We start from the raw sequence: 18,442 nt of genomic DNA, 5'->3' as shown, positions 1-18,442 counted from the left end.
TAAACTACAAATAGAATTTCCGAAAGTATGAATCGTAAAGCATTATGGGTTTCGCAAACGGGGGTATTATTAGCATTATTGATCGTTGTCCAGGCGGTGACATCGGGATTAGGCAACACGTTGGTAACAGGTTCTCTCGTAAATTTGATTTTGATTGTTTCTGTCACAACAGGAGGCTTGGCGAGCGGCTTGACCATCGCTTTATTGTCACCGATCTTCGCGTTTATCTTTGGCATCGGTCCAGCATTTCCACAAATCGTTTTCTGTATCGCTATTGGGAATGCGGTCTTAGTGACGATCTGGCATGTCCTCGCAGGCTTCAATACCAAGCAGGCAATCACGAATTTTGTCCTGGCGACGGCTGTCGGCGCGGTCGCAAAGTTTGGTGTATTGTATCTGACGATCGTACAATTTGTCGTTCCTGTTTTGCTTAAAATGCCGGCTCCTAAAGCCGCAATGGTATCAGGAGCATTTTCAGTTCCGCAATTGATCACAGCGTTGATTGGCGGCGGGTTGTCCATTTTAGTCGTTCCAGTCCTTTCGAAGGCGTTGCATCGTCAAAGAGTTCGGTAGAAGAAAAGAAGCCTTGATCGATAACTTATCGATCAAAGCTTCTTTTTTTTATGCATTCACGTCCATGCGGTCGCGATAGCTTGTGTGGAGAATGTGGTGTGCTTTTAAGCTTCCCGGTTTTTCTAAAAACTCTTGATAGATTTTTTGGACGATCGGGCTTTCGTTTGATTTGCGTAAGCCTTTGTCTTTGTCTTCTGAGTATAACGCAGCGGCACGTTTTGTTTTTAAATCAACAAAGTTGCGTACAGAGGCTGGCTGGACAGGTTGGCCACCGCCATTGATACAGCCGCCAGGACAGCCCATGATCTCGACAAAGTGATAGAATTTTTCGCCAGATTCGATTCGTTCTAACAATTTCTTCGCGTTCCCGATGCCAGAGGCGACCGCAACATTGATGGTTGCGCCGCTCATTTCATAAGTCGCTTCTTTGATCCCCTTCATGCCGCGCACTTCTGTGAATTCTACTTGTTCCAAGGAATGACCGGCCAATGTTTCAGCGGCTGTTCTTAATGCCGCCTCCATCACTCCGCCTGTCGCGCCGAAGATATAGCCTGCACCGGTCGCTTCACCTAATGGATTGTCAAAAGCTTCGTCTTCTAATTCTACGAAACGGACACCGGCTTTATCGATCATACGTGCCAGTTCACGGGTCGTTAATGCGACATCACAATCCGAGTAACCAGCGGCATCTTCGTCCTCCCGTGTGACTTCAAATTTCTTCGCGGTACAAGGCATGATTCCTACCACAAAGATATCCTTTGGATCAATGCCTTCTTTTTCGGCGTACCAAGTTTTCGCCAACGCGCCAAACATCTGCTGCGGCGATTTACAGGTCGACAGGTTCGGGATCAATTCTGGATGATACGATTCACAGTATTTGACCCACCCTGGTGAACAAGAGGTAAACATTGGGAAGGGGCCATTGTTTCCAACACGTTCTAGGAACTCATTGGCTTCCTCCATGATCGTAAAGTCCGCCGCAACGTTGGTATCAAAGACGCGATCAAACCCGATTCGCCGCAAGGCTGCCACCATTTTGCCTTCGACATTCGTACCGATCGGCATGTTGAAGGCTTCGCCTAATGTGACTCGAATCGAAGGGGCAGTCTGTACGATCACGTGTTTAGTGGGATCTTCTAATGCATCCCAAACTTCTTGGGTCTGATCTTTTTCGTGGATCGCACCTGTCGGACAAACGACGATGCACTGACCACAGGAAATACAAGGAACGTCCCCGAGATTTTGCTCGTAGGCACTTCCAATATGGGTGTTGAAGCCGCGATCATTTGGCCCGATCACACCGACAGCCTGCCATTTTGAGCACGCGGCGACGCAACGGCGGCAAAGAATACATTTATTGTTGTTTCGGACCATATGCACGGCACTGTCATCAAATTCGTATTCGCAGTTTTCGCCGTTGAAGTAGTCTTCATCCGCGACGTTGAATTCTTTACATAGCTTTTGCAGCTCGCAATTGCCGCTGCGGATACAGGAAAGACATTTCCGTTCGTGGGTCGATAAAATCAATTCCAAGGTAACTCTGCGAGAATCAAAGACTTTCTTGGAATTGGTCGTGATTTCCATCCCTTCAGTGACTGGGTACACACAAGCCGTTACAAGGCTGCGGGCACCTTTCACTTCAACGACGCACATACGACAGGCGCCGATTTCGTTGATTTCTTTTAGAAAGCAGAGGGTAGGGATCTCAATATTGTTGATTCGTGCTGCTTCGAGAATGGTCGATCCTTCTGGAGCAGTACAGATTTTTCCGTTAATAGTAATCATAACTTCTTTCACTTGCTCCACCTCCTATATGACTGTGATTGCATCATAGCGACAAGTATCAATACACAAGCCGCATTTCGTACAGATCGACTGATCGATTTCATGCACTTGTTTCACTTCGCCGCTGATGGCACTGACTGGGCATCCTTTGGCACAGGCACGGCAGCCGGTACATTTATCCGGTACGATCCGGTACTGAATCAAGTTTTTACAGACACCAGAAGGACAGCGTCGTTCTTCGACATGTGCTAAGTATTCCTCTTTGAAATAACGGAAGGTGGAGAGTACGGGATTCGGAGCTGTTTGCCCAAGCCCGCAGAGTGAGTTTTCTTGAATATGGTGGCAAAGCTCTTCCATCCGATCTAAATCATCCAGCGTTGCTTTTCCCATTGTGATTTTATCAAGGATTTCCAATAGCCGTTTTGTTCCGACGCGACAAGGCACGCATTTTCCGCAGCTTTCTTCTACTGTAAATTCTAAGAAGAACTTTGCGATGTCCACCATGCAGTTGTCTTCGTCCATCACGATCAAGCCGCCAGAACCCATCATTGAACCGATCTTTTTCAGATTTTCATAATCGATCGGCACATCATAATGCTCTTGTGGAATACAGCCGCCAGAAGGGCCGCCTGTCTGAGCAGCTTTGAATTTCTTCCCGTTAGGAATACCGCCGCCGATGTCTTCTACGATCTCTTTAAGTGTGGTTCCCATCGGAATCTCAACAAGACCGGTGTTTTGGATTTTGCCGCCAAGGGCAAAGACCTTGGTTCCTCTTGATTGTTCTGTTCCGAAACCGGCAAACCATTCTGGTCCTTTAAGGATGATTTGAGGAATGTTCGCCAATGTCTCCACATTATTAACGATTGTTGGTTTTCCGAATAAGCCTTTGACTGCTGGAAATGGCGGTCGTGGACGCGGTTCTCCACGGTGGCCTTCGATACTTTCTAATAAGGCCGTTTCTTCGCCGCAGACGAAAGCACCTGCACCTAAACGCAGATCCAAATCAAATGAAAAATCACTGCCGAAGATGTGCTGCCCTAGAACGCCTTCCTTCCGAGCTTGATCGATTGCGATTCGTAAACGATTCACAGCGATCGGGTATTCTGCGCGCACGTAGATATAGCCTTGGTTGGCGCCAATCGTGTAACCTGCGATCGCCATCGCTTCAATGACCGCATGAGGATCTCCCTCTAAGACGGATCGGTCCATGAATGCTCCCGGGTCGCCTTCATCGGCATTACAAATCACATATTTTTGATCTGATTGACTGGCCTTGGCAAAGGACCATTTCATGAATGTTGGGAAGCCGGCGCCGCCGCGTCCCCGCAGTCCAGAGGTTTCCAATGTTTGCAGCACCTCGTCGCGGGAATACGTATTTACCACGGCAGCCAAGGCTTGGTACCCGTCAAATGCAATGTATTCTTCAATTTTCTCTGGATCGATCCGACCGCAATTTCTTAAAGCAACACGCTTTTGCTTGTGGTAGAAGGGCGTATCCATTAGTTTATTGATGATTTCCTTAGTATCCGCATCATGATAAAGCAATTTCTCGACCAAGTTGCCTTTGATCAAATGCTCCGAAACGATTTTCTTCGCGTGCTTTGGCTGAACTTGATGGTAGAAGACCGCTTCTGGATAGATGATCACGATCGGTCCTTGGGCGCATAAGCCGAAGCAGCCGGTTTTTACGATATTTACTTTCTCCGTTAATTGGTTTTTCGCCAATTCTTCTTTTAGTGCATCGACAAAATCGCCGCTTTTAGAGGAGATACAGCCGGTACCCGCGCAGATGAGGATTTCTTTCTCATACTCATTTTCTGAGACCGCATCTTCATCTAACCGTATCATGACCGCGTGACGATACGTGTCTCGAAGTTCTTTTAACGCATTCCAATCTCTCATATTTTTACTCCTGACTCTTGAGGCTTCGTCTGACAACAACAAAATTCCAAAATTCTTTTTAACATCAATAGGAAGGGAATCTTTGGAAAAGGCGGTTCATGATCATTCTTTCTTTTGATACGTAACCAAGACTTTATCGGCTTTTTTCTTTGTCAAACGACCATAGACTTCTTCATTCACCGTCAATACAGGTGCGAGTCCGCAGGCGCCGATACACCGGCAAGATTCTAAAGTAAACTTGCGATCGGCAGTTGTTTCCCCGGGATCAATAGCCAGATCCGTCGCATAAGAATCTAAAATGTCGCCGGCACCTTTAACGTAGCAGGCGGTTCCCATACAGACACTGATGGTATAGTCGCCTTTAGGCACAAAGGTAAACTGTGCGTAGAAGGTCGCTGTGCTATAAAGTTCTTCCATAGGAATAGCTAATTCTGTAGAAAGCCTTTTCATTATTTCGATAGGCAAGTACCCATAAATTCGTTGTGCCTCTTGCAGGGCGGGCATCTGGGCACCGCGTTGTCCTTTTAAGTTCTCGATGCTGGATTGAAATTCTTGGTGTTGACTTTCTGTTTCAATAAATTCAAACACTGCTTCAGTATTCATCTGTTTTTATGTCCTCCTTTCTTGCCTCAATTATTCTAAATAATTACAAAGTAACTCCAAAAAAATTATTCTATTTAAAATAAGTATATCAAAAAAAGGTACAAGTTTGTGATTAATTATACAAATGAGAATGAGAACTGTTCTCGAAGTAGAATAGTTAGATGGAAAATAATGAGAAAAGTGTCCCATTCGATTTCTGGCGTCGAATGGTTGTTTCCATAACGTTATAAAAAAAGACAAGGATACGCTAGAACGTTAATTTTAAGCTATTCGTTAAAGATGACGGGTGTTTAGTTGGTTATTTTAATTTTTATGCGTAGAAGGTTCTAATCAAAGAACGTGCAATGAATGCTTTAGGACACACATTCTAAGATAAGAATAGCTGTTGCTGTGGCGAGAAAACGGGGGATGCTCGTCAGTCTCCGTAAAAAAGCGGCAAAAAATAGTTGACATGGGACGCGTCCCATCGTTTATAGTGAGTACAGGATCTATAAGGAGGGGAGTTCATTGGTAACTATCCGAGATATCGCTAAGGTGGCAGACGTTTCGAAGACCACCGTCTCACGAGTGATCAATAACCATCAATATGTTTCAGAAGAGATTCGGGAAAAGGTCCAACGTGTGATTGAAGAGACGGGGTATGTGGTCAACGGCAACGCGATCAAGCTAAGCAACGGCAAAAATTATACCTTGGGTGTGACGCTGCCCTATAATAGCTCCTGTTATGATCGTCTCGTGAACAGCTTGTTGTTTCATGCTAGAGAAAAAGGCTACCAGGTGCTTCTATTGCCCACCTACTATGATGAGCAAACAGAGAATGATTACTATGCTTTACTGGAAAAGCGAATGATCGACGGCTTGATTTTGGTTTCGCGGGCGAAAGATCTAGGAAACTGGAAAAAGCTCAAGTCTAGAGGCAGGATCATTTCTACAGAAAAAGTAGCTGAACCAAAAATACCGATGATCTATCCCAATCGAAAAAGTGCCTATGAACAGGTGTTTAAGGAACTTTCGCAAGAAGGCGTCTCTAAAGTCAGCTTTACGAATAAGCGGCCTTTATCGCAAAGTACCAGTGCTCGCGACAAGGCGGAATGTTATGAACGCTACTTTGGCGAGGTCAGTGAAGGAACCAATTTTTTTACTGGTATAGAGGGCTATGAGGAAGGGTATCATTGGGCAAAAGAAACGTATAAAAAGTTGCCGCTTCCTGAAGTGATCTATGCGAACGCCGATGATACCGCGGCTGGGATCATTCATGGGCTGCAAGAGCTAGGCTTCACTCACAAAAAGGAGTTCCGGCTTATTGGGGAAGGAAATTTACCCTATAGTCAGCTTCTGGAATTCACAACGATTGATTTTTTACCTGATGAGATTGGCCCGAAAGTCATTGATTACCTCTTATCGGATCAAGAAACAATAGATCTAGCGCTGGAACCGCGGATCATAAGAAGATAGACGAAGGTTTGAAAAAAGAAAGGATTGTTTAAATATGCATATTGAACATGTAGCAATTTGGACCAAGGATTTAGAAAAAATGAAAACATTTTACGAAACGTATTTTCAAGTCAGCAGTACAGAACGTTATCATAATAAGAAGACCGGGTTTATGTCGTATTTTCTCAGCTTCGATTCTGGCAGCCGGTTGGAATTAACCTCCAAGCAGCATCTATCGAATCGTGTGTCTGATAGCTTGGGCTATACTCATTTGGCGATCTCTGTTGGAGGAAAAGAAGATGTCGACCGGTTTGTTGAACAATTTCTTGCGGACGGCTTCCCATTATTGAACGGTCCAAGAACTACAGGCGACGGGTATTATGAAGCAGTCATTCAAGATCCAGAGGGAAACTTGATTGAATTAACAACGGATTAAAGGATAGGGGAGTGTCTCGTATTTTTCGAGAGACTTTCTGTTTGGAAAGTAAATGCCGTTTTTTCTTTTGATTTGAAAAGAAAATCCTTTAAAAACTTTACAAATGAAACGTTTGAATAGATCTTAGACAGAGAAGGCAGCGTCCAATAGGCACGCTGTTTTTTTTTGCTTGCGTAGATTTTCTAAAAAATAAGTCATTTAGGATTGACTCACACGCTACGTGGGACTCTATACTATAGGTAAGCTAGCAAAACAAGAAGGAGAGCAGACAGATGTTTAAAATTGGAGAATTCTCAAAACTATCAAATACGACCGTTCGGACACTGGATCATTATGCCGCGTTGGGCTTACTGACGCCGGAAAAAATTGATGAGCAAACCAACTATCGCTATTATTCCGCAGGTCAGTTGTCCCGCTTGAATCAAATCAAACTGCTGCAGCAAACAGGATTGCCTTTAAAAACGATCAAAGAGATTATTGAAATGAATGATTTAGAGTTTTTAGAACAACATTACAAGCTGCAGGAAGTGCGGGTGCAGGAAGAGTTATCAGAGCTTGTGAAGAAACAGCGCATGATCGCACTTCTCCAGCAGCAAATGAAAGAAGGAAAAAAAATGTTAAACTACCCTGTCGTAGTAAAAGAAATCCCAGAACGAACGATCTTAAGTGTGCGGGAAGTCATCGCTGATTATTCGCTGGAGGGTGACCTGTGGCAAAAGCTGCAGCACAAGATGGAAGCCGCCAAAGCAAAAATGACGCAGCCGCCAATGAATATGACTGTCTTTCATGATGTGGAATACGTTGAGAAAAATGCGGATGTAGAGGTTCAAACAACGGTTGTGGATGAAGCTGGAAACGCTGGGCGTGTTGACTATAAGAAGGAGCCAGCTTTTACGCTGGCATCTGTAACTTTCAGCGGCAGCTTTGATCAAATGCCAAAGGTCACACAAACCATTGGGGAATGGCTGGAGGCGAATGGGTATTCGATCGTCGGACCAATGATCAATATCAGCCATGTCTCTCCGGCAGAAGATCCAAATCCAGACAATTGGGTCACCGAATCTGGCTTTGTCGTAGCTAAGGATTAAACAGGCGCGCACGGCGGATTTAAGCAACGCTCAAAAGAACAAGTAAGAAAAAAAGGAAGTTCGGAATGGTCCATTATCCGCTCTTCCTTTTACTTATTCATTTAAGTAAGCCAATTGTTTGATCAAGGTATTCATCCTGTATTCTTCGATCTTTTTGCCTAACGCAGTTAAATTTTTAACAGAAGGAACATCTTCTACAACAAAAAGCCGTTCCTTGGGTATCGCTGGGGTTGAAAAATTCGTGACGTAAAGATCGGAGCGTAACGATTCCGGTGACTCATTGGAATAAATTTTTTCAGGACGTATATCCAGAGCGACTTTCTCTTGGTAATGCTTCTTTAAATAGTAGGCCAAGAGCTGGGCATGCTTTGCGCCCAAATCGCTGCAAATCTCTGTCGTGACGGGTTTTCTAATGGCGTCTAATTGTTCGGGCAAATCTTCCCAGTAGATGAATAATCTGAATAAGATCAGATGATAAAACATAGAGTACCAAGGAAACTGAGTCTTTGCTTCTTGATCTCGCAGTGTTTTTTCTAGGACTCTGCTAAAAACAGAGAAATCTCTTTGAACATTCAAACTATTGTAAAGGTCTCGGTTGTAGGCAATGTATTTCTCATAAGAATAAGCTTTGTAAGACGCGTAAACAGATTTTAGCAATTGCAGGCAGTTCTCTCGACTTGTGTTAGATATGCCTACGTTTAACGCGTCGATAATAAGATCGAGAATATGATTGCACAGCCGTTCGATGCGCAGCGTCTCCTCAGCATTGTCCCAAGCGAAATCATACCAAAAAATGGTTTGGCACAGATCATCCCGTTCCTTTTCTGTCAACGGGTCTCGAAATTGAGCGACTAATTCATTGAGCGGCTGTTCAAACGCTTCGAAGTGGGCGATCGACAGTTCGTTTTGTCTAAGATGATTGAAAAATCCTTGTTCTTGCCGAATCAGTGAAACCGCCAATAAAAAGGCACATTCAGTCTTTTGATAAAAATTCAAACTTAAACCAAATTGGTCGTCCAGTTGATCAACGGCTTTAAGAATCCTCTGCTGATCCATTTCAAACGGCCATTCATAGCAATCATAGACCTCCATAAAATAACCCGCCATGAAAAAGCGAACTTGTCCCTCATCCTCCCCAACAAGCTCCAAATGGTTTCGATCGATCTCCAATCCGCGCATTTGCAGCCCTTCATTTAATTTCACGATCCGTCTGTATAAACTTGAAGAACTAAGAAATAATTCTTTTTCAAGATCGGTACGCAATTTCCCCGGCTGAAAAAAAAGCACTTCTAAAAGTTGAAAGGAGGGGGATTCCTTTAGAATATCTGAAAAAATCTCGTGTACAGTGTGGTTGTCTTTTTCGGTGAGATGGAACTCACCAGAACTGTTTTTTTCGATTTGAACAATGTCGCTCCATTGGTCTTCAATTTCTTGACAATCATTGATGATCGTTTTAGGAACGGCGTCTACTCGTGCAGCCAATTTTTTCACAGATACATAATTATTTGCAATTCGCAGCAGTTCAATTAATTCAATTTGACGATTTTTAGTAGAAGATAATGCATGTCTCATGGGAAACCTTCTTTCAATCAATTGATAATATTAGTATAAATCAAAAAAAGTTCACTGAAAATAATAAACATAAAATTATAAGCAAACTATTTTTTAATAAATAGAGATAGTATTGTGAAATCATCTGTGTCATGCTTGTAGTATCAAGGAATGGACGAGGAGAAAGCTATGACTAAAACAGTTGGAGCCTTTTTAGCAACTAGCTACCGCTTTAGGAGTGTTTTTGGTGATCCCTCTGCTTGTCAGTTATAATGGAAAAAGAGGCTACTCCCCCAATTGGGTCAAGTGGGGATTCTATTTGTTTTATCCCAGCCATTTACTGATTTTGTCCTTGATCAAAATTTGGAGCTAGAAAGTAGGAGGAAAAAATGGATTTTTCGATTCGTGAAATGCGCGCAGAGGAATATCCTCTATTGAAGGAATTCTTGTATCAAGCAATTTTCCAACGGGATGAGAATGCGTTGATTCCCAGATCCGTACTCAATGACCCTTTGATTGCTGTTTATATCCACGATTTTGGTAAGGAAGAGGACGACCTGTGCTTATGTGCGGAGGTTGAGATGAATGTTATCGGTGCTGTTTGGGTAAGAAACATCGAAGGCTTTGGTTCGATCGATGCCCGTACGCCTGAATTTGCGATTTCTCTTTATCCGACATATCGAGGATATGGTATCGGAACAGCATTGATGCGGAGAATGCTGGAAAAATTAGAAAAAGCGGGATACAAACAAGCATCATTGGCTGTTCAAAAAGAGAACGCCGCGAAGAACATGTATCGGCGCCTCGGGTTTGAAATTTGTGATGAGAATGAAGAAGAATTTATTATGGTCTATAGGTTTGGGTGATTGACTTTCTGAAGTGATTCAGAACGTGTAAAAAGAGGATGCCAGTCAAAAAGGGAGAGAATAGCAATGACAAAAAAGCTTATGTTAAGTGTGTTTTTAACGATGGTCGTCGGGTTAGCAGGGTGTTCTGCCCAGCCAAATGAGACTAGTGAGTCGACCACAGCCTCACAGGAAACGAAGCAAACGAAAGATCACCAATCAAATAGTGAAGCGGGTGGTGATCCCAATGTAAAGGTGAGCGTCGAGGAGGCGATCGGTGCTTATCAGGAGACGTATCCAGACAGTGACATCACATCGATCGAATTGGACACGTCTTTTGGAACGTATCTCTATAAGATCGAAGGCGTCGGCGATAAAAGAGAGTATGAGCTGCACGTAGACGCGGAGACCAAAAAAGTTTCCAAGGAACACGAAGAAACGCTGGATAGAGACGAGCAAGAGGGCGTAAAAAGAAACGAAGACAAAGTAGATGTAACGAATCTCTTGAGCATTAAAAAAGTTTCTGAGATTGCCGCTGATCATGTGGGAAAAGGGAAGGCGGCTGAGTGGACGTTAGAGCAGGAACTTGGCACGACGTATTGGGAAGTCAAGGTAGTCGATGGACAGACTGAAACAGAGGTCAAGATAGATGCGCACTCTGGCAAAATTTTAGAGACAGAATCAGGCGATTAAGTAGAAGAAGGTCACTTTAAAAGATCCGAAGAACAGCAGTATCGTTCTTCGGATCTTTTTCTGGTTTGGAGGATAGCTGCTGAGGAATACGCTCTCTTAAAAAGCAATAGTAAAGCAAATAGTAAAAATACATTTCAAATGTAAAGTATTTTTCGCATTTACTTTCTATATGAAAAGTTTTTTGCTCATTTACTTTCCATTCACAGGAGAACTGTGAAGTTATCCGTTGGCTTCTTCCTTCAGGCTATCTAGGGTGATTAAGGTGTGTGTTTCACCAACGCCTCGAACCTGCTTTACTTTCGTCGATAAAAAAGTTTCCAATCCAGGAATATCCGCCGCCTCAATCTTCAGTAAATAATCATAGGCACCTGTTACTTTGTGGCATTCCAAAACAGAAGGATATTTAGTGAGGGTATTCTTGAAATTACTGGTGTTTCCCGTACGGTCTATTTTTACTAAGGTAAAAGCAAGGATCGAGCGTCCGCAGCTTCTTCGGTCCTTTTTGATCGTGTATTGCTGGATCGTCCCGTTGCTTTCCAATTTCCGTATTCGCTCCGTTACGGCGGGTGCGGTCAAGCCCGCCAATTCACTGATCTGTCGGGCAGACATCCGACTATCTTTTTTTAAAATATCAAGTATTTCCAAATCATGCTTATCCATCTGATTGCTCCTTTTTGTTCGTTTTGTTCACTTACTATGCTATCAAACAAAGGAGCAAAGTACGAATTCAATTTAATAGAGATATTTAAAAAATAAGCGAACCTTTTTTAGAAAAAATACAAATGGACAGTCGTCATCGCTACGGAAAAATAGGATGGGCAGAAACTTTAATAGTAGGTTAATGTTTCTTATACATTCGGGAAACCCTCCTTCTTTATAGTTGAGATAGAAAGAATGGAAGCGGGTAGGAGTGAGCGGAGATGTTTGGAAAAATCATAAAAAATGATGTACGGGAAAGTAAGCTGATCACGGCTGTGCTGACGATTTTCATTACGGCAGCCGCACTGTTTGTTGCGTTGGCGTCGATATTAAGTGTGAATTTGGCCGGGTCGATTGATACATTGATGGAAAAATCGCAATCTCCTCATTATATGCAGATGCATACAGGAGAGATAGATAGCGAGCGCTTGGCAAGCTTTGTAAAAACACAGGGGAATGTAGAAAACTATGAGGTCACTGAATTTCTAAATCTAAACGGTTCGGACATTGAACTGGGCGGGCACAGTTTCGCGGACAGTGTGGAAGACAATGGACTCGCTGTCCAAAGTACAAAGCTCGATTATTTATTGGATATGAACAATCAGCCAATTCAGCCAAAGCCCGGAGAATTGTATGTTCCGGTAGCCTTCAAAAAGCAAGGAATCGTCAAACTTGGAGATTCTGCGACGATTGCCGGAGAAGCCTTTACCGTCAGTGGTTTTCTTCGGGATGGGATCATGAATTCTCAAATGGCTGGGTCGAAGCGTCTACTGGTTCATCAAAAGGAATACGACGCGCTGTTTTCTAAAGGAAAGCTAGAGTACATCCTCCAATTCCGTTTAAAGGACCCTAGTAAGCTGAATCAGTTTGAGGCGGATTATAAAAAAGCGGGACTAGAGGTCAATGGGCCAAGCGGCAGCCATCGCTTATTTAAATTAGGCAACGCGATGTCTGATGGCGTGATGATCGGCATCCTTTTAGTGATCAGCTTATTGATCGTTTTGATGACGTTTATGTGTATGCGATTCACACTATTAGCAAAGATCGAAGAGGATTACAGGGAAATTGGTGTAATGAAAGCCATCGGATTGACCGTCACAGATATCAAGAGAATCTATTTAGCGAAATATGCAGCAATCTCAGTGATCGGCAGCGTATTTGGTTACCTGCTTTCCATTCCGGCCAGCTATCTTCTATTGAAAAATATCAAACTTTTTATGGGAGAGAGCAGCAACGAAGGGTTGAGTTGGATAATGGCGGTCGTTGGAGCAGGTGTGGTGATGGCATCAATGATTCTTTATGTATCTGTTCTCTTGAATCGCTTTAAAAAAGTGTCCGCAGTAGAGGCACTGCGCTTCAGCGGGGGAAATGAGAAGATCCATACCAAAACACAGGGAAGCCTGCAAAAATTTTTATTTTTATCTCCCAATGTTCGAATCGGACTTATTGACAGTTTGAATCGAAAAGCGCTCTATGGGACGATGCTGCTTGTTTTTATCCTAGCGACCTTCATAATGATCGTTCCGGCGTTGGTGTATCATACGACGGCCTCTGAAGCATTCGTTGAAAGTATCGGTTTTGGGCGAGGCATTGATATCAGTACCAGCTTGTATCAATCAACGAATACAGACGAAAATCAGAAAAAAATCGAGACCTATCTGGCGCAGGATACCGATGTAGCAGGCTTCAGTAAACTTGTTACGAAAAACTTTCAGGTCAAAGAAAAAAATAAAGCAGACAGTGTTCTCGCTGTTGAGTTAGGCGAACATCAAAAATTTCCAGTGGACTATCTGAAGGGAAGAGCACCTAGAACGAAAAAGGAGATTGCCTTATCGACCATCAATGCCGACGAGTACAACAAGAAAACAGGAGATTCGATGGTTTTGGTGGTCGATGGGAAAGAAGAGACGGTCACCGTGTGCGGCATCTACGCCAATCTTTTCAATGGAGGAAAGACGGCGAAGGCTACGTTTGACGATACGACAGCACCTACTATTTGGACGGACATCTCCATCAAATTGAAACACCCAGAAACAGTCCCCAAAAAGCTGGAGCAATACAAACGAGATCTGCCTTTCGCTAAAATGAACAATGCAGAAAAATTTCGTGACCAAACCTTCGGCGCGACGATCCAATCGCTGTTTTTCGTTTCGATCGGGGCCTTGGCTGTCGCACTACTCGTCACCTCATTGATTACAGCGCTATTCATAAAGCTTTTATTAGCGAAAGATAAAAGGGAGATCGCGATTTTGAAGGCTACGGGTTTCACCAACCAAGCGATCGGAAAACAATACCTTTCCCGCAGTCTGATCACACTTTTTTGCGGAGTAGGACTTGGCACGCTCTTCGCGATGACGGCAGGCACGGCGATGTCCGGTTTTGTTTCCGCCTTGCTGGGTGGTGTCACTATCCAACTTACGGGGAGCGGATTGATCTACCTAGGTTGTCCGTTACTGATGCTGATGGTCACAACGGTCACAACAAAAATAGTCACGGCACACGCAGGAAAAATCAGCCTTGCTGAGAATCTTAAAAACTAAAAAAGGATGTGGAGAAGCATGGCTATGCTTATTGAAGGAACAGCGATCACGAAACATTTTGGCGGTGAGGATCAAGCCGCTGTCTTGAATAGACTTACGATCAACATACCTAAAGGCCATTTTATTTCAATCATGGGTCCTTCCGGTTCTGGAAAATCCACGCTGCTGTATGCACTCAGTGGGATGGATACGATTGATTCAGGTACGGTGCGTTTTGAGCAGCAGCGACTCGATCAATTAAAAGAGGAACAGCTTGCGGAGGTGCGCAGAAAACAAATGGGGTTTGTCTTTCAGCAGCCAACGTTCCTGAAGCATCTTTCGTTGATCGACAACATTATTTTACCTAGCCTCAGTAAAAAGAAGCCGATGAAGGCGCTAGTCGATCAAGCAGAACGGTTAATGGAACGTGTGGGAATTCTTGAATTGAAGGATCGAAAAATCACACAAGTGTCTGGCGGACAACTGCAACGAGCGGGAATTTGTCGTGCCTTGATGCATGCCCCCAGAGTTGTCTTTGGTGATGAACCGACGGGCGCGCTGAATTCAACAGCCGCACAGGAAATCATGGATATTTTGCTTCACATCAACGAACAAGGCACGACCGTCGTGCTCGTTACTCATGATGTGAAGGTCGCGGCTCAGAGCGAACAAGTGTTCTTCATGGAAGATGGTCAGATCAATGAGGAAGTGTATTTAGGGAAATACATTGGACAAAACCTAGAGAAACGAATGGAAATAATCAATTCGTATATGTTGGCAGCCGAGGTGGGAGAATCGCCGACTGTTCTTCAGAAGGGGTATGGTAAAATTAATAGAAAGGATGAAGAAGTCTAAGGGGGCGCATTCGACAGATGGCATACAATATTTTACATGTGGATGATGAAAAGGAAATCATCAAATTACTGAAAATGTACTTAAAAAGTGAAGACATGGTTCATTTTGAGGCAGCCAATGGACGTGAAGCGCTGGCTATTTTAGCTACGACTGACATGGATTTGGTGATTGTGGATATCATGATGCCGGAAATAGATGGGTTTGAATTGATTCGCACACTTAGAAAGAGCAGCAATATCCCTATCCTAGTCCTTTCCGCACGAATCGAGGCTTCCGATCGCATCTTTGGTTTGGAGCTCGGTGCCGATGATTATTTGACCAAACCCTTTGATCCTCACGAAGCGATCGCTCGAGTGAAGGCGCTTTTAAGAAGATACCATGACTTAGGTGTTTCAAGCCACGCTCAAAATATGCGTTTAACAGTGGGCACTCTCGAATTGGACACAAATGCTTGTATTGGGTACGCCGAAGGACAACGCATCGAGCTGACAGCCGTAGAATTCCGCGTGCTGAAACTGTTGATGGAACAGCCTGGGCGCGTATTCACCAAGGAACAGCTTTATGAACAAGGGTGGCAAGACCCTTTGACCGGGGACAATAATGTTCGCGTAATGATGAGTAAGCTTCGAGATAAAATCGGCACTGAGCGCATCAAAACGATACGAGGATTGGGGTATCGATTGGAGGCCGTTCATGAAACAACTTAGAAATGCTATCATGCGTGCCTTCATTTTGTACTTTTTGGGACTGTCGATCGTCGGAGATATAACGAACGAGTTGATCACAGAACTGGATAGCTGGGTCTTTGGTGCCGAGTATCAAGTGATTACACCAATGATCGCTGGAATGCTGCAAATTCTGATGGTGCTCTTGTTTTCTTTTTTATTTTACCGTAGCTTGAACAAGAAAATCGAGAAAGAGAGTCAACGGCTGGCAAAAAAGCAAAGCACTTTATTTGCCAATATTGCCCACGATTTGAAGACGCCCTTGACCAGCATCACAGGGTTTTCCAAAGCGCTGAATGAGGATATCGTAGAACCAGAGGAAATCAAAGAGGTCACAAGCATTATTCATCAAAAATCGGTCACGGCGAATGAACTCTTAGACCTGATGTTTCAATACACCAAATTAAACTCGGCTGACTTTCACTTAAACAAGCAATCCTGCGCAGTGAATTTGTTATTGAAAGAAACCGTAGCCGCGTATTATGATGTGATCGAAAAGCACCAGATCGACTTCACCTTTGACATCCCAGAGGAGCCGGTCATACGAGAAATAGATCAGCTTGAGATGCGAAGGGTGTTCTCCAATCTTTTGATCAACGCGTGCAAGCACAACCCAATAAAAACAACGTTAGCGATAACGATGGTAAATAAAGGAAACAAAGCGGAGATCATCTTTGCGGACAACGGAACTGAGATCCCTCAAAAGGATCGAGCGCAGCTCTTTCACCCATTCGTCAGCGAAAATGAAGCGGAACGATCGTTTCAAGGCAGCGGATTGGGGCTGGCAATTGTCAAAACGATCATTGACAAGCATGGATTTACGATCGACCTGCTTGATGACGATGAATACACCAAGAAATTTGTGCTTACGGTCTGATTAAATAAGAATAAGCTGAAACTTAAAAATGAGATAGGAGATCAAGATGAAACAGTACATTGCCTTATTGCGAGGAATCAATATCAGCGGCAAAAATAAAATTTCTATGCCGTTGTTAAAGGAAGCTTTTGAAAAGAAGGGCTTCTCCGAGGTAAAGACATACATCAATAGCGGAAACGTTCTTTTTTCAAGTGACGATCGGGATCAAGAACGATTGATCCGTGCCTGTGAAGCCTTGATTGTCGAGGCATTTGATTTAGTTATTCCAGTTGTAGTAGTCGAGGTCGAGGAGTTGCGCCGTTTGCTGGAAGAAGCGCCTGAATGGTGGAATCAAGAGAAGGAAACGATCCACTATGTTATTTTTATGATCCCTCCCATGACGGTATCGCAGGTTTTTGAAGCAGTAGGAGAAATAAAGCCTGAGTATGAAAAAATCGCTCATTCTGACAACGTGATTTTCTGGTCGGCACCGCGGAAAACATTTAATAAAGCACGCTGGTCAAAAATCGCTAGTTCCTCAGTGAATCCCCACGTGACGATCCGCAATGCAAATACGGTCAATAAGCTGCTGCATCTAAGTACAATAAAATAGCCTTTTCGCGCAATCAACTAAAAAGCCAAACGCTTGTATACTTTTCATTTGTAAAGTATAAAGACGTTTGGCTTTTCGTTTGTAAAGTATTTAGTGGAAATGCTTTACATTTAGTCGATGGGGTTAAATGAGGGGAAGAACCTCATTTTGGATAAAATCAATTCGATCAAAGACGTTTTCTTTGAAGAGTGCGGTGATCGCAACGACAAGCTGCTTCTCATGATCGATGTACAACACGTTTCCGCCGTCTCCCATAGCTGCCACAATTGGTTTAGAGGAATCCAAGACCCACCATAGATAACCGTAATCCAACTGTTCTTGCTCCCAATGGCTGTGAGGCTGCTGCATCTGCTTTAACCAATGGTGAGGAACGATCTGCTGCTTGTTCCAGCTTCCTTTGTTTAAAATCAATTGCCCAAGGGTAATCAAATCTCGCGTGGATAATGTTAGCCCCCAGCCTGCGGCATTGAGCCCCGTGTGATCAGCGACCCAACCGTTTGATGTTAGTGATTGATTAAAGAGCGTTTGTTCCTTCGCGGTTTTTAACTGAATCGAAGGACCAACCGTTATTCCTAACGGGTCGAACAATTCTTTCTGCGCAAACGTTAGGACACTTTGATGTGTCCTGCGAGTCAGCAGGGCCGACAAGAGATCAGGACCAATCAACGGTGTATAGTAAAACTGTCCCAAAGGCTGTTTGCCGCCTAGTTGTTTTAGGGTGAATGTGGTCCAATCCTTGCTCATAAAATACTTGATATAGGCAAGAGGACCAGGACGGTACGCATAAGGGACCGTCATCGTCAGTAAATTTTCCAGTGTGATTTTTTTGATAGACTCATTTTTCGTTGTGAATTCTGGAAAATAATCCAAGAGCGGTTCTTCAAGCGTATCGATAAATCCCTGTTCCTGAGCGATACCCAGCAGCAAAGAAAGAATACTCTTCGTTATGGAATAAATATGGATATTGCTGGTTTCTGTGCAGCCGTTGAAATAGTCCTCGTATAGCCGCTGTTTATTTTTTTGCACAATGATCCCTGTGATGTTGGTATGTTCATGGTTGATTTTTTGCTGGATTGCTTCAAATTTTTCTTCATTCATTGGTTTCCTCCATTTCCGAAGGCGCCTTCTATCTCTAGAGTAAGGGGATTTAAAATCATAATCAAGTGTTATTTTAAAAAACAATATAATCGCTATTCTTCTCTTTGAAAAGCTGTTGATTTTTAAATGCTCTCTAAAAACTTGGCGTTCAATGGAAATTATCATAC

General features: G+C 43.5%; 17 protein-coding genes and 1 pseudogene. 12 read left to right on the top strand and 6 right to left on the bottom strand.

Annotated features, from left to right (window positions below; translation table 11 throughout):
• The first annotated feature begins 27 nt into the window (after positions 1–27).
• On the top strand, positions 28–573 hold the full coding sequence (locus IGI66_RS08540) for an ECF transporter S component (protein WP_438848506.1): 546 nt from the start codon (positions 28–30) through the stop codon (positions 571–573).
• Between the two features lie 48 nt (positions 574–621).
• On the opposite strand, the gene IGI66_RS08535 is transcribed toward IGI66_RS08540, so the two are convergent.
• The 3 genes from IGI66_RS08535 to IGI66_RS08525 all read right to left on the bottom strand — a co-directional run bounded on the left by IGI66_RS08535 (position 622) and on the right by IGI66_RS08525 (position 4,863).
• A complete protein-coding gene (locus IGI66_RS08535; RefSeq protein WP_314578879.1) occupies positions 622–2,370 on the bottom strand; it encodes an NADH-dependent [FeFe] hydrogenase, group A6 in 1,749 nt (582 codons plus the stop codon).
• Positions 2,371–2,382: 12 nt separating this feature from the next.
• Positions 2,383–4,260, bottom strand: a complete 1,878-nt coding sequence (locus tag IGI66_RS08530) for an NADH-ubiquinone oxidoreductase-F iron-sulfur binding region domain-containing protein (protein ID WP_438848504.1) — start codon at positions 4,258–4,260, stop codon at positions 2,383–2,385.
• A 102-nt stretch (positions 4,261–4,362) separates the two neighbouring features.
• A complete protein-coding gene (locus tag IGI66_RS08525) occupies positions 4,363–4,863 on the bottom strand; it encodes an NADH-quinone oxidoreductase subunit NuoE family protein (RefSeq protein WP_086303614.1) in 501 nt (166 codons plus the stop codon).
• A 507-nt stretch (positions 4,864–5,370) separates the two neighbouring features.
• Here IGI66_RS08525 and IGI66_RS08520 point away from each other — a divergent pair.
• The 3 genes from IGI66_RS08520 to IGI66_RS08510 all read left to right on the top strand — a co-directional run bounded on the left by IGI66_RS08520 (position 5,371) and on the right by IGI66_RS08510 (position 7,821).
• Complete coding sequence (locus tag IGI66_RS08520) at positions 5,371–6,318, top strand: LacI family DNA-binding transcriptional regulator (RefSeq protein WP_438848502.1); 948 nt, start codon at positions 5,371–5,373, stop codon at positions 6,316–6,318.
• A 34-nt stretch (positions 6,319–6,352) separates the two neighbouring features.
• Positions 6,353–6,733, top strand: a complete 381-nt coding sequence (locus tag IGI66_RS08515; RefSeq protein WP_438848500.1) for a VOC family protein — start codon at positions 6,353–6,355, stop codon at positions 6,731–6,733.
• Positions 6,734–7,005: 272 nt separating this feature from the next.
• Positions 7,006–7,821 carry a MerR family transcriptional regulator gene (locus tag IGI66_RS08510; protein ID WP_288228031.1) on the top strand — a complete coding sequence of 272 codons (816 nt, stop codon included), beginning with the start codon at positions 7,006–7,008 and terminating at the stop codon, positions 7,819–7,821.
• A gap of 93 nt (positions 7,822–7,914) precedes the next feature.
• Here the strand turns inward: IGI66_RS08510 and IGI66_RS08505 are convergent, their stop codons facing one another.
• On the bottom strand, positions 7,915–9,393 hold the full coding sequence (locus IGI66_RS08505; RefSeq protein ID WP_438848498.1) for a helix-turn-helix domain-containing protein: 1,479 nt from the start codon (positions 9,391–9,393) through the stop codon (positions 7,915–7,917).
• A 208-nt stretch (positions 9,394–9,601) separates the two neighbouring features.
• Here IGI66_RS08505 and IGI66_RS08500 point away from each other — a divergent pair.
• The 3 genes and pseudogenes from IGI66_RS08500 to IGI66_RS08490 form a co-directional block, all read left to right on the top strand.
• A pseudogene (locus IGI66_RS08500) lies at positions 9,602–9,745 on the top strand (TraX family protein); the annotation flags it as partial.
• 16 nt (positions 9,746–9,761) lie between these two features.
• On the top strand, positions 9,762–10,238 hold the full coding sequence (locus IGI66_RS08495; RefSeq protein WP_438848496.1) for a GNAT family N-acetyltransferase: 477 nt from the start codon (positions 9,762–9,764) through the stop codon (positions 10,236–10,238).
• 66 nt (positions 10,239–10,304) lie between these two features.
• Complete coding sequence (locus tag IGI66_RS08490) at positions 10,305–10,910, top strand: PepSY domain-containing protein (RefSeq protein ID WP_438848494.1); 606 nt, start codon at positions 10,305–10,307, stop codon at positions 10,908–10,910.
• Positions 10,911–11,129: 219 nt separating this feature from the next.
• Here IGI66_RS08490 and IGI66_RS08485 read toward each other — a convergent pair whose 3' ends face one another.
• Entirely contained in the window at positions 11,130–11,570 is a 441-nt protein-coding gene (locus IGI66_RS08485) for an Lrp/AsnC family transcriptional regulator (protein WP_010780472.1), read from the bottom strand.
• 260 nt (positions 11,571–11,830) lie between these two features.
• On the opposite strand from IGI66_RS08485, the gene IGI66_RS08480 reads away from it, so the two are divergent.
• From IGI66_RS08480 to IGI66_RS08460, 5 genes are read left to right on the top strand one after another with little or no spacing between them, the layout of a single operon-like run.
• Positions 11,831–14,149: an ABC transporter permease gene (locus IGI66_RS08480; protein ID WP_438848492.1), complete on the top strand. Its 2,319-nt coding sequence runs from the start codon at positions 11,831–11,833 to the stop codon at positions 14,147–14,149.
• 18 nt (positions 14,150–14,167) lie between these two features.
• Complete coding sequence (locus IGI66_RS08475; RefSeq protein ID WP_438848490.1) at positions 14,168–14,983, top strand: ABC transporter ATP-binding protein; 816 nt, start codon at positions 14,168–14,170, stop codon at positions 14,981–14,983.
• 17 nt (positions 14,984–15,000) lie between these two features.
• Complete coding sequence (locus tag IGI66_RS08470) at positions 15,001–15,690, top strand: response regulator transcription factor (protein ID WP_288226537.1); 690 nt, start codon at positions 15,001–15,003, stop codon at positions 15,688–15,690.
• Entirely contained in the window at positions 15,677–16,585 is a 909-nt protein-coding gene (locus IGI66_RS08465; RefSeq protein WP_438848488.1) for a sensor histidine kinase, read from the top strand. Before IGI66_RS08470 ends, IGI66_RS08465 begins: the two co-directional genes overlap by 14 nt.
• A gap of 46 nt (positions 16,586–16,631) precedes the next feature.
• Positions 16,632–17,177 (top strand): DUF1697 domain-containing protein, encoded by a 546-nt coding sequence (locus tag IGI66_RS08460; protein WP_114524582.1) that lies wholly within the window; start codon positions 16,632–16,634, stop codon positions 17,175–17,177.
• Positions 17,178–17,300: 123 nt separating this feature from the next.
• On the opposite strand, the gene IGI66_RS08455 is transcribed toward IGI66_RS08460, so the two are convergent.
• Positions 17,301–18,275, bottom strand: a complete 975-nt coding sequence (locus IGI66_RS08455; RefSeq protein WP_438848486.1) for a serine hydrolase domain-containing protein — start codon at positions 18,273–18,275, stop codon at positions 17,301–17,303.
• Positions 18,276–18,442 lie beyond the last annotated feature (167 nt).

This window comes from Enterococcus sp. AZ048, assembly GCF_051715125.1.
GTDB lineage: Bacteria > Bacillota > Bacilli > Lactobacillales > Enterococcaceae > Enterococcus_A > Enterococcus_A gilvus.
The sequence above is the reverse complement of the archived record's forward strand: the minus strand, read 5'-3'. Positions and strand labels throughout refer to the sequence as shown.

Coding starts and splice junctions, on each gene's coding strand:
- IGI66_RS08540 (WP_438848506.1), top strand. CDS start 28: ATGAATCGTAAAGCATTATGGGTTTCGCAAACGGGGGTATTATTAGCA.
- IGI66_RS08530 (WP_438848504.1), bottom strand. CDS start 4,260: ATGAGAGATTGGAATGCGTTAAAAGAACTTCGAGACACGTATCGTCAC.
- IGI66_RS08525 (WP_086303614.1), bottom strand. CDS start 4,863: ATGAATACTGAAGCAGTGTTTGAATTTATTGAAACAGAAAGTCAACAC.
- IGI66_RS08515 (WP_438848500.1), top strand. CDS start 6,353: ATGCATATTGAACATGTAGCAATTTGGACCAAGGATTTAGAAAAAATG.
- IGI66_RS08510 (WP_288228031.1), top strand. CDS start 7,006: ATGTTTAAAATTGGAGAATTCTCAAAACTATCAAATACGACCGTTCGG.
- IGI66_RS08505 (WP_438848498.1), bottom strand. CDS start 9,393: ATGAGACATGCATTATCTTCTACTAAAAATCGTCAAATTGAATTAATT.
- IGI66_RS08495 (WP_438848496.1), top strand. CDS start 9,762: ATGGATTTTTCGATTCGTGAAATGCGCGCAGAGGAATATCCTCTATTG.
- IGI66_RS08490 (WP_438848494.1), top strand. CDS start 10,305: ATGACAAAAAAGCTTATGTTAAGTGTGTTTTTAACGATGGTCGTCGGG.
- IGI66_RS08485 (WP_010780472.1), bottom strand. CDS start 11,570: ATGGATAAGCATGATTTGGAAATACTTGATATTTTAAAAAAAGATAGT.
- IGI66_RS08480 (WP_438848492.1), top strand. CDS start 11,831: ATGTTTGGAAAAATCATAAAAAATGATGTACGGGAAAGTAAGCTGATC.
- IGI66_RS08475 (WP_438848490.1), top strand. CDS start 14,168: ATGGCTATGCTTATTGAAGGAACAGCGATCACGAAACATTTTGGCGGT.
- IGI66_RS08470 (WP_288226537.1), top strand. CDS start 15,001: ATGGCATACAATATTTTACATGTGGATGATGAAAAGGAAATCATCAAA.
- IGI66_RS08465 (WP_438848488.1), top strand. CDS start 15,677: ATGAAACAACTTAGAAATGCTATCATGCGTGCCTTCATTTTGTACTTT.
- IGI66_RS08460 (WP_114524582.1), top strand. CDS start 16,632: ATGAAACAGTACATTGCCTTATTGCGAGGAATCAATATCAGCGGCAAA.
- IGI66_RS08455 (WP_438848486.1), bottom strand. CDS start 18,275: ATGAATGAAGAAAAATTTGAAGCAATCCAGCAAAAAATCAACCATGAA.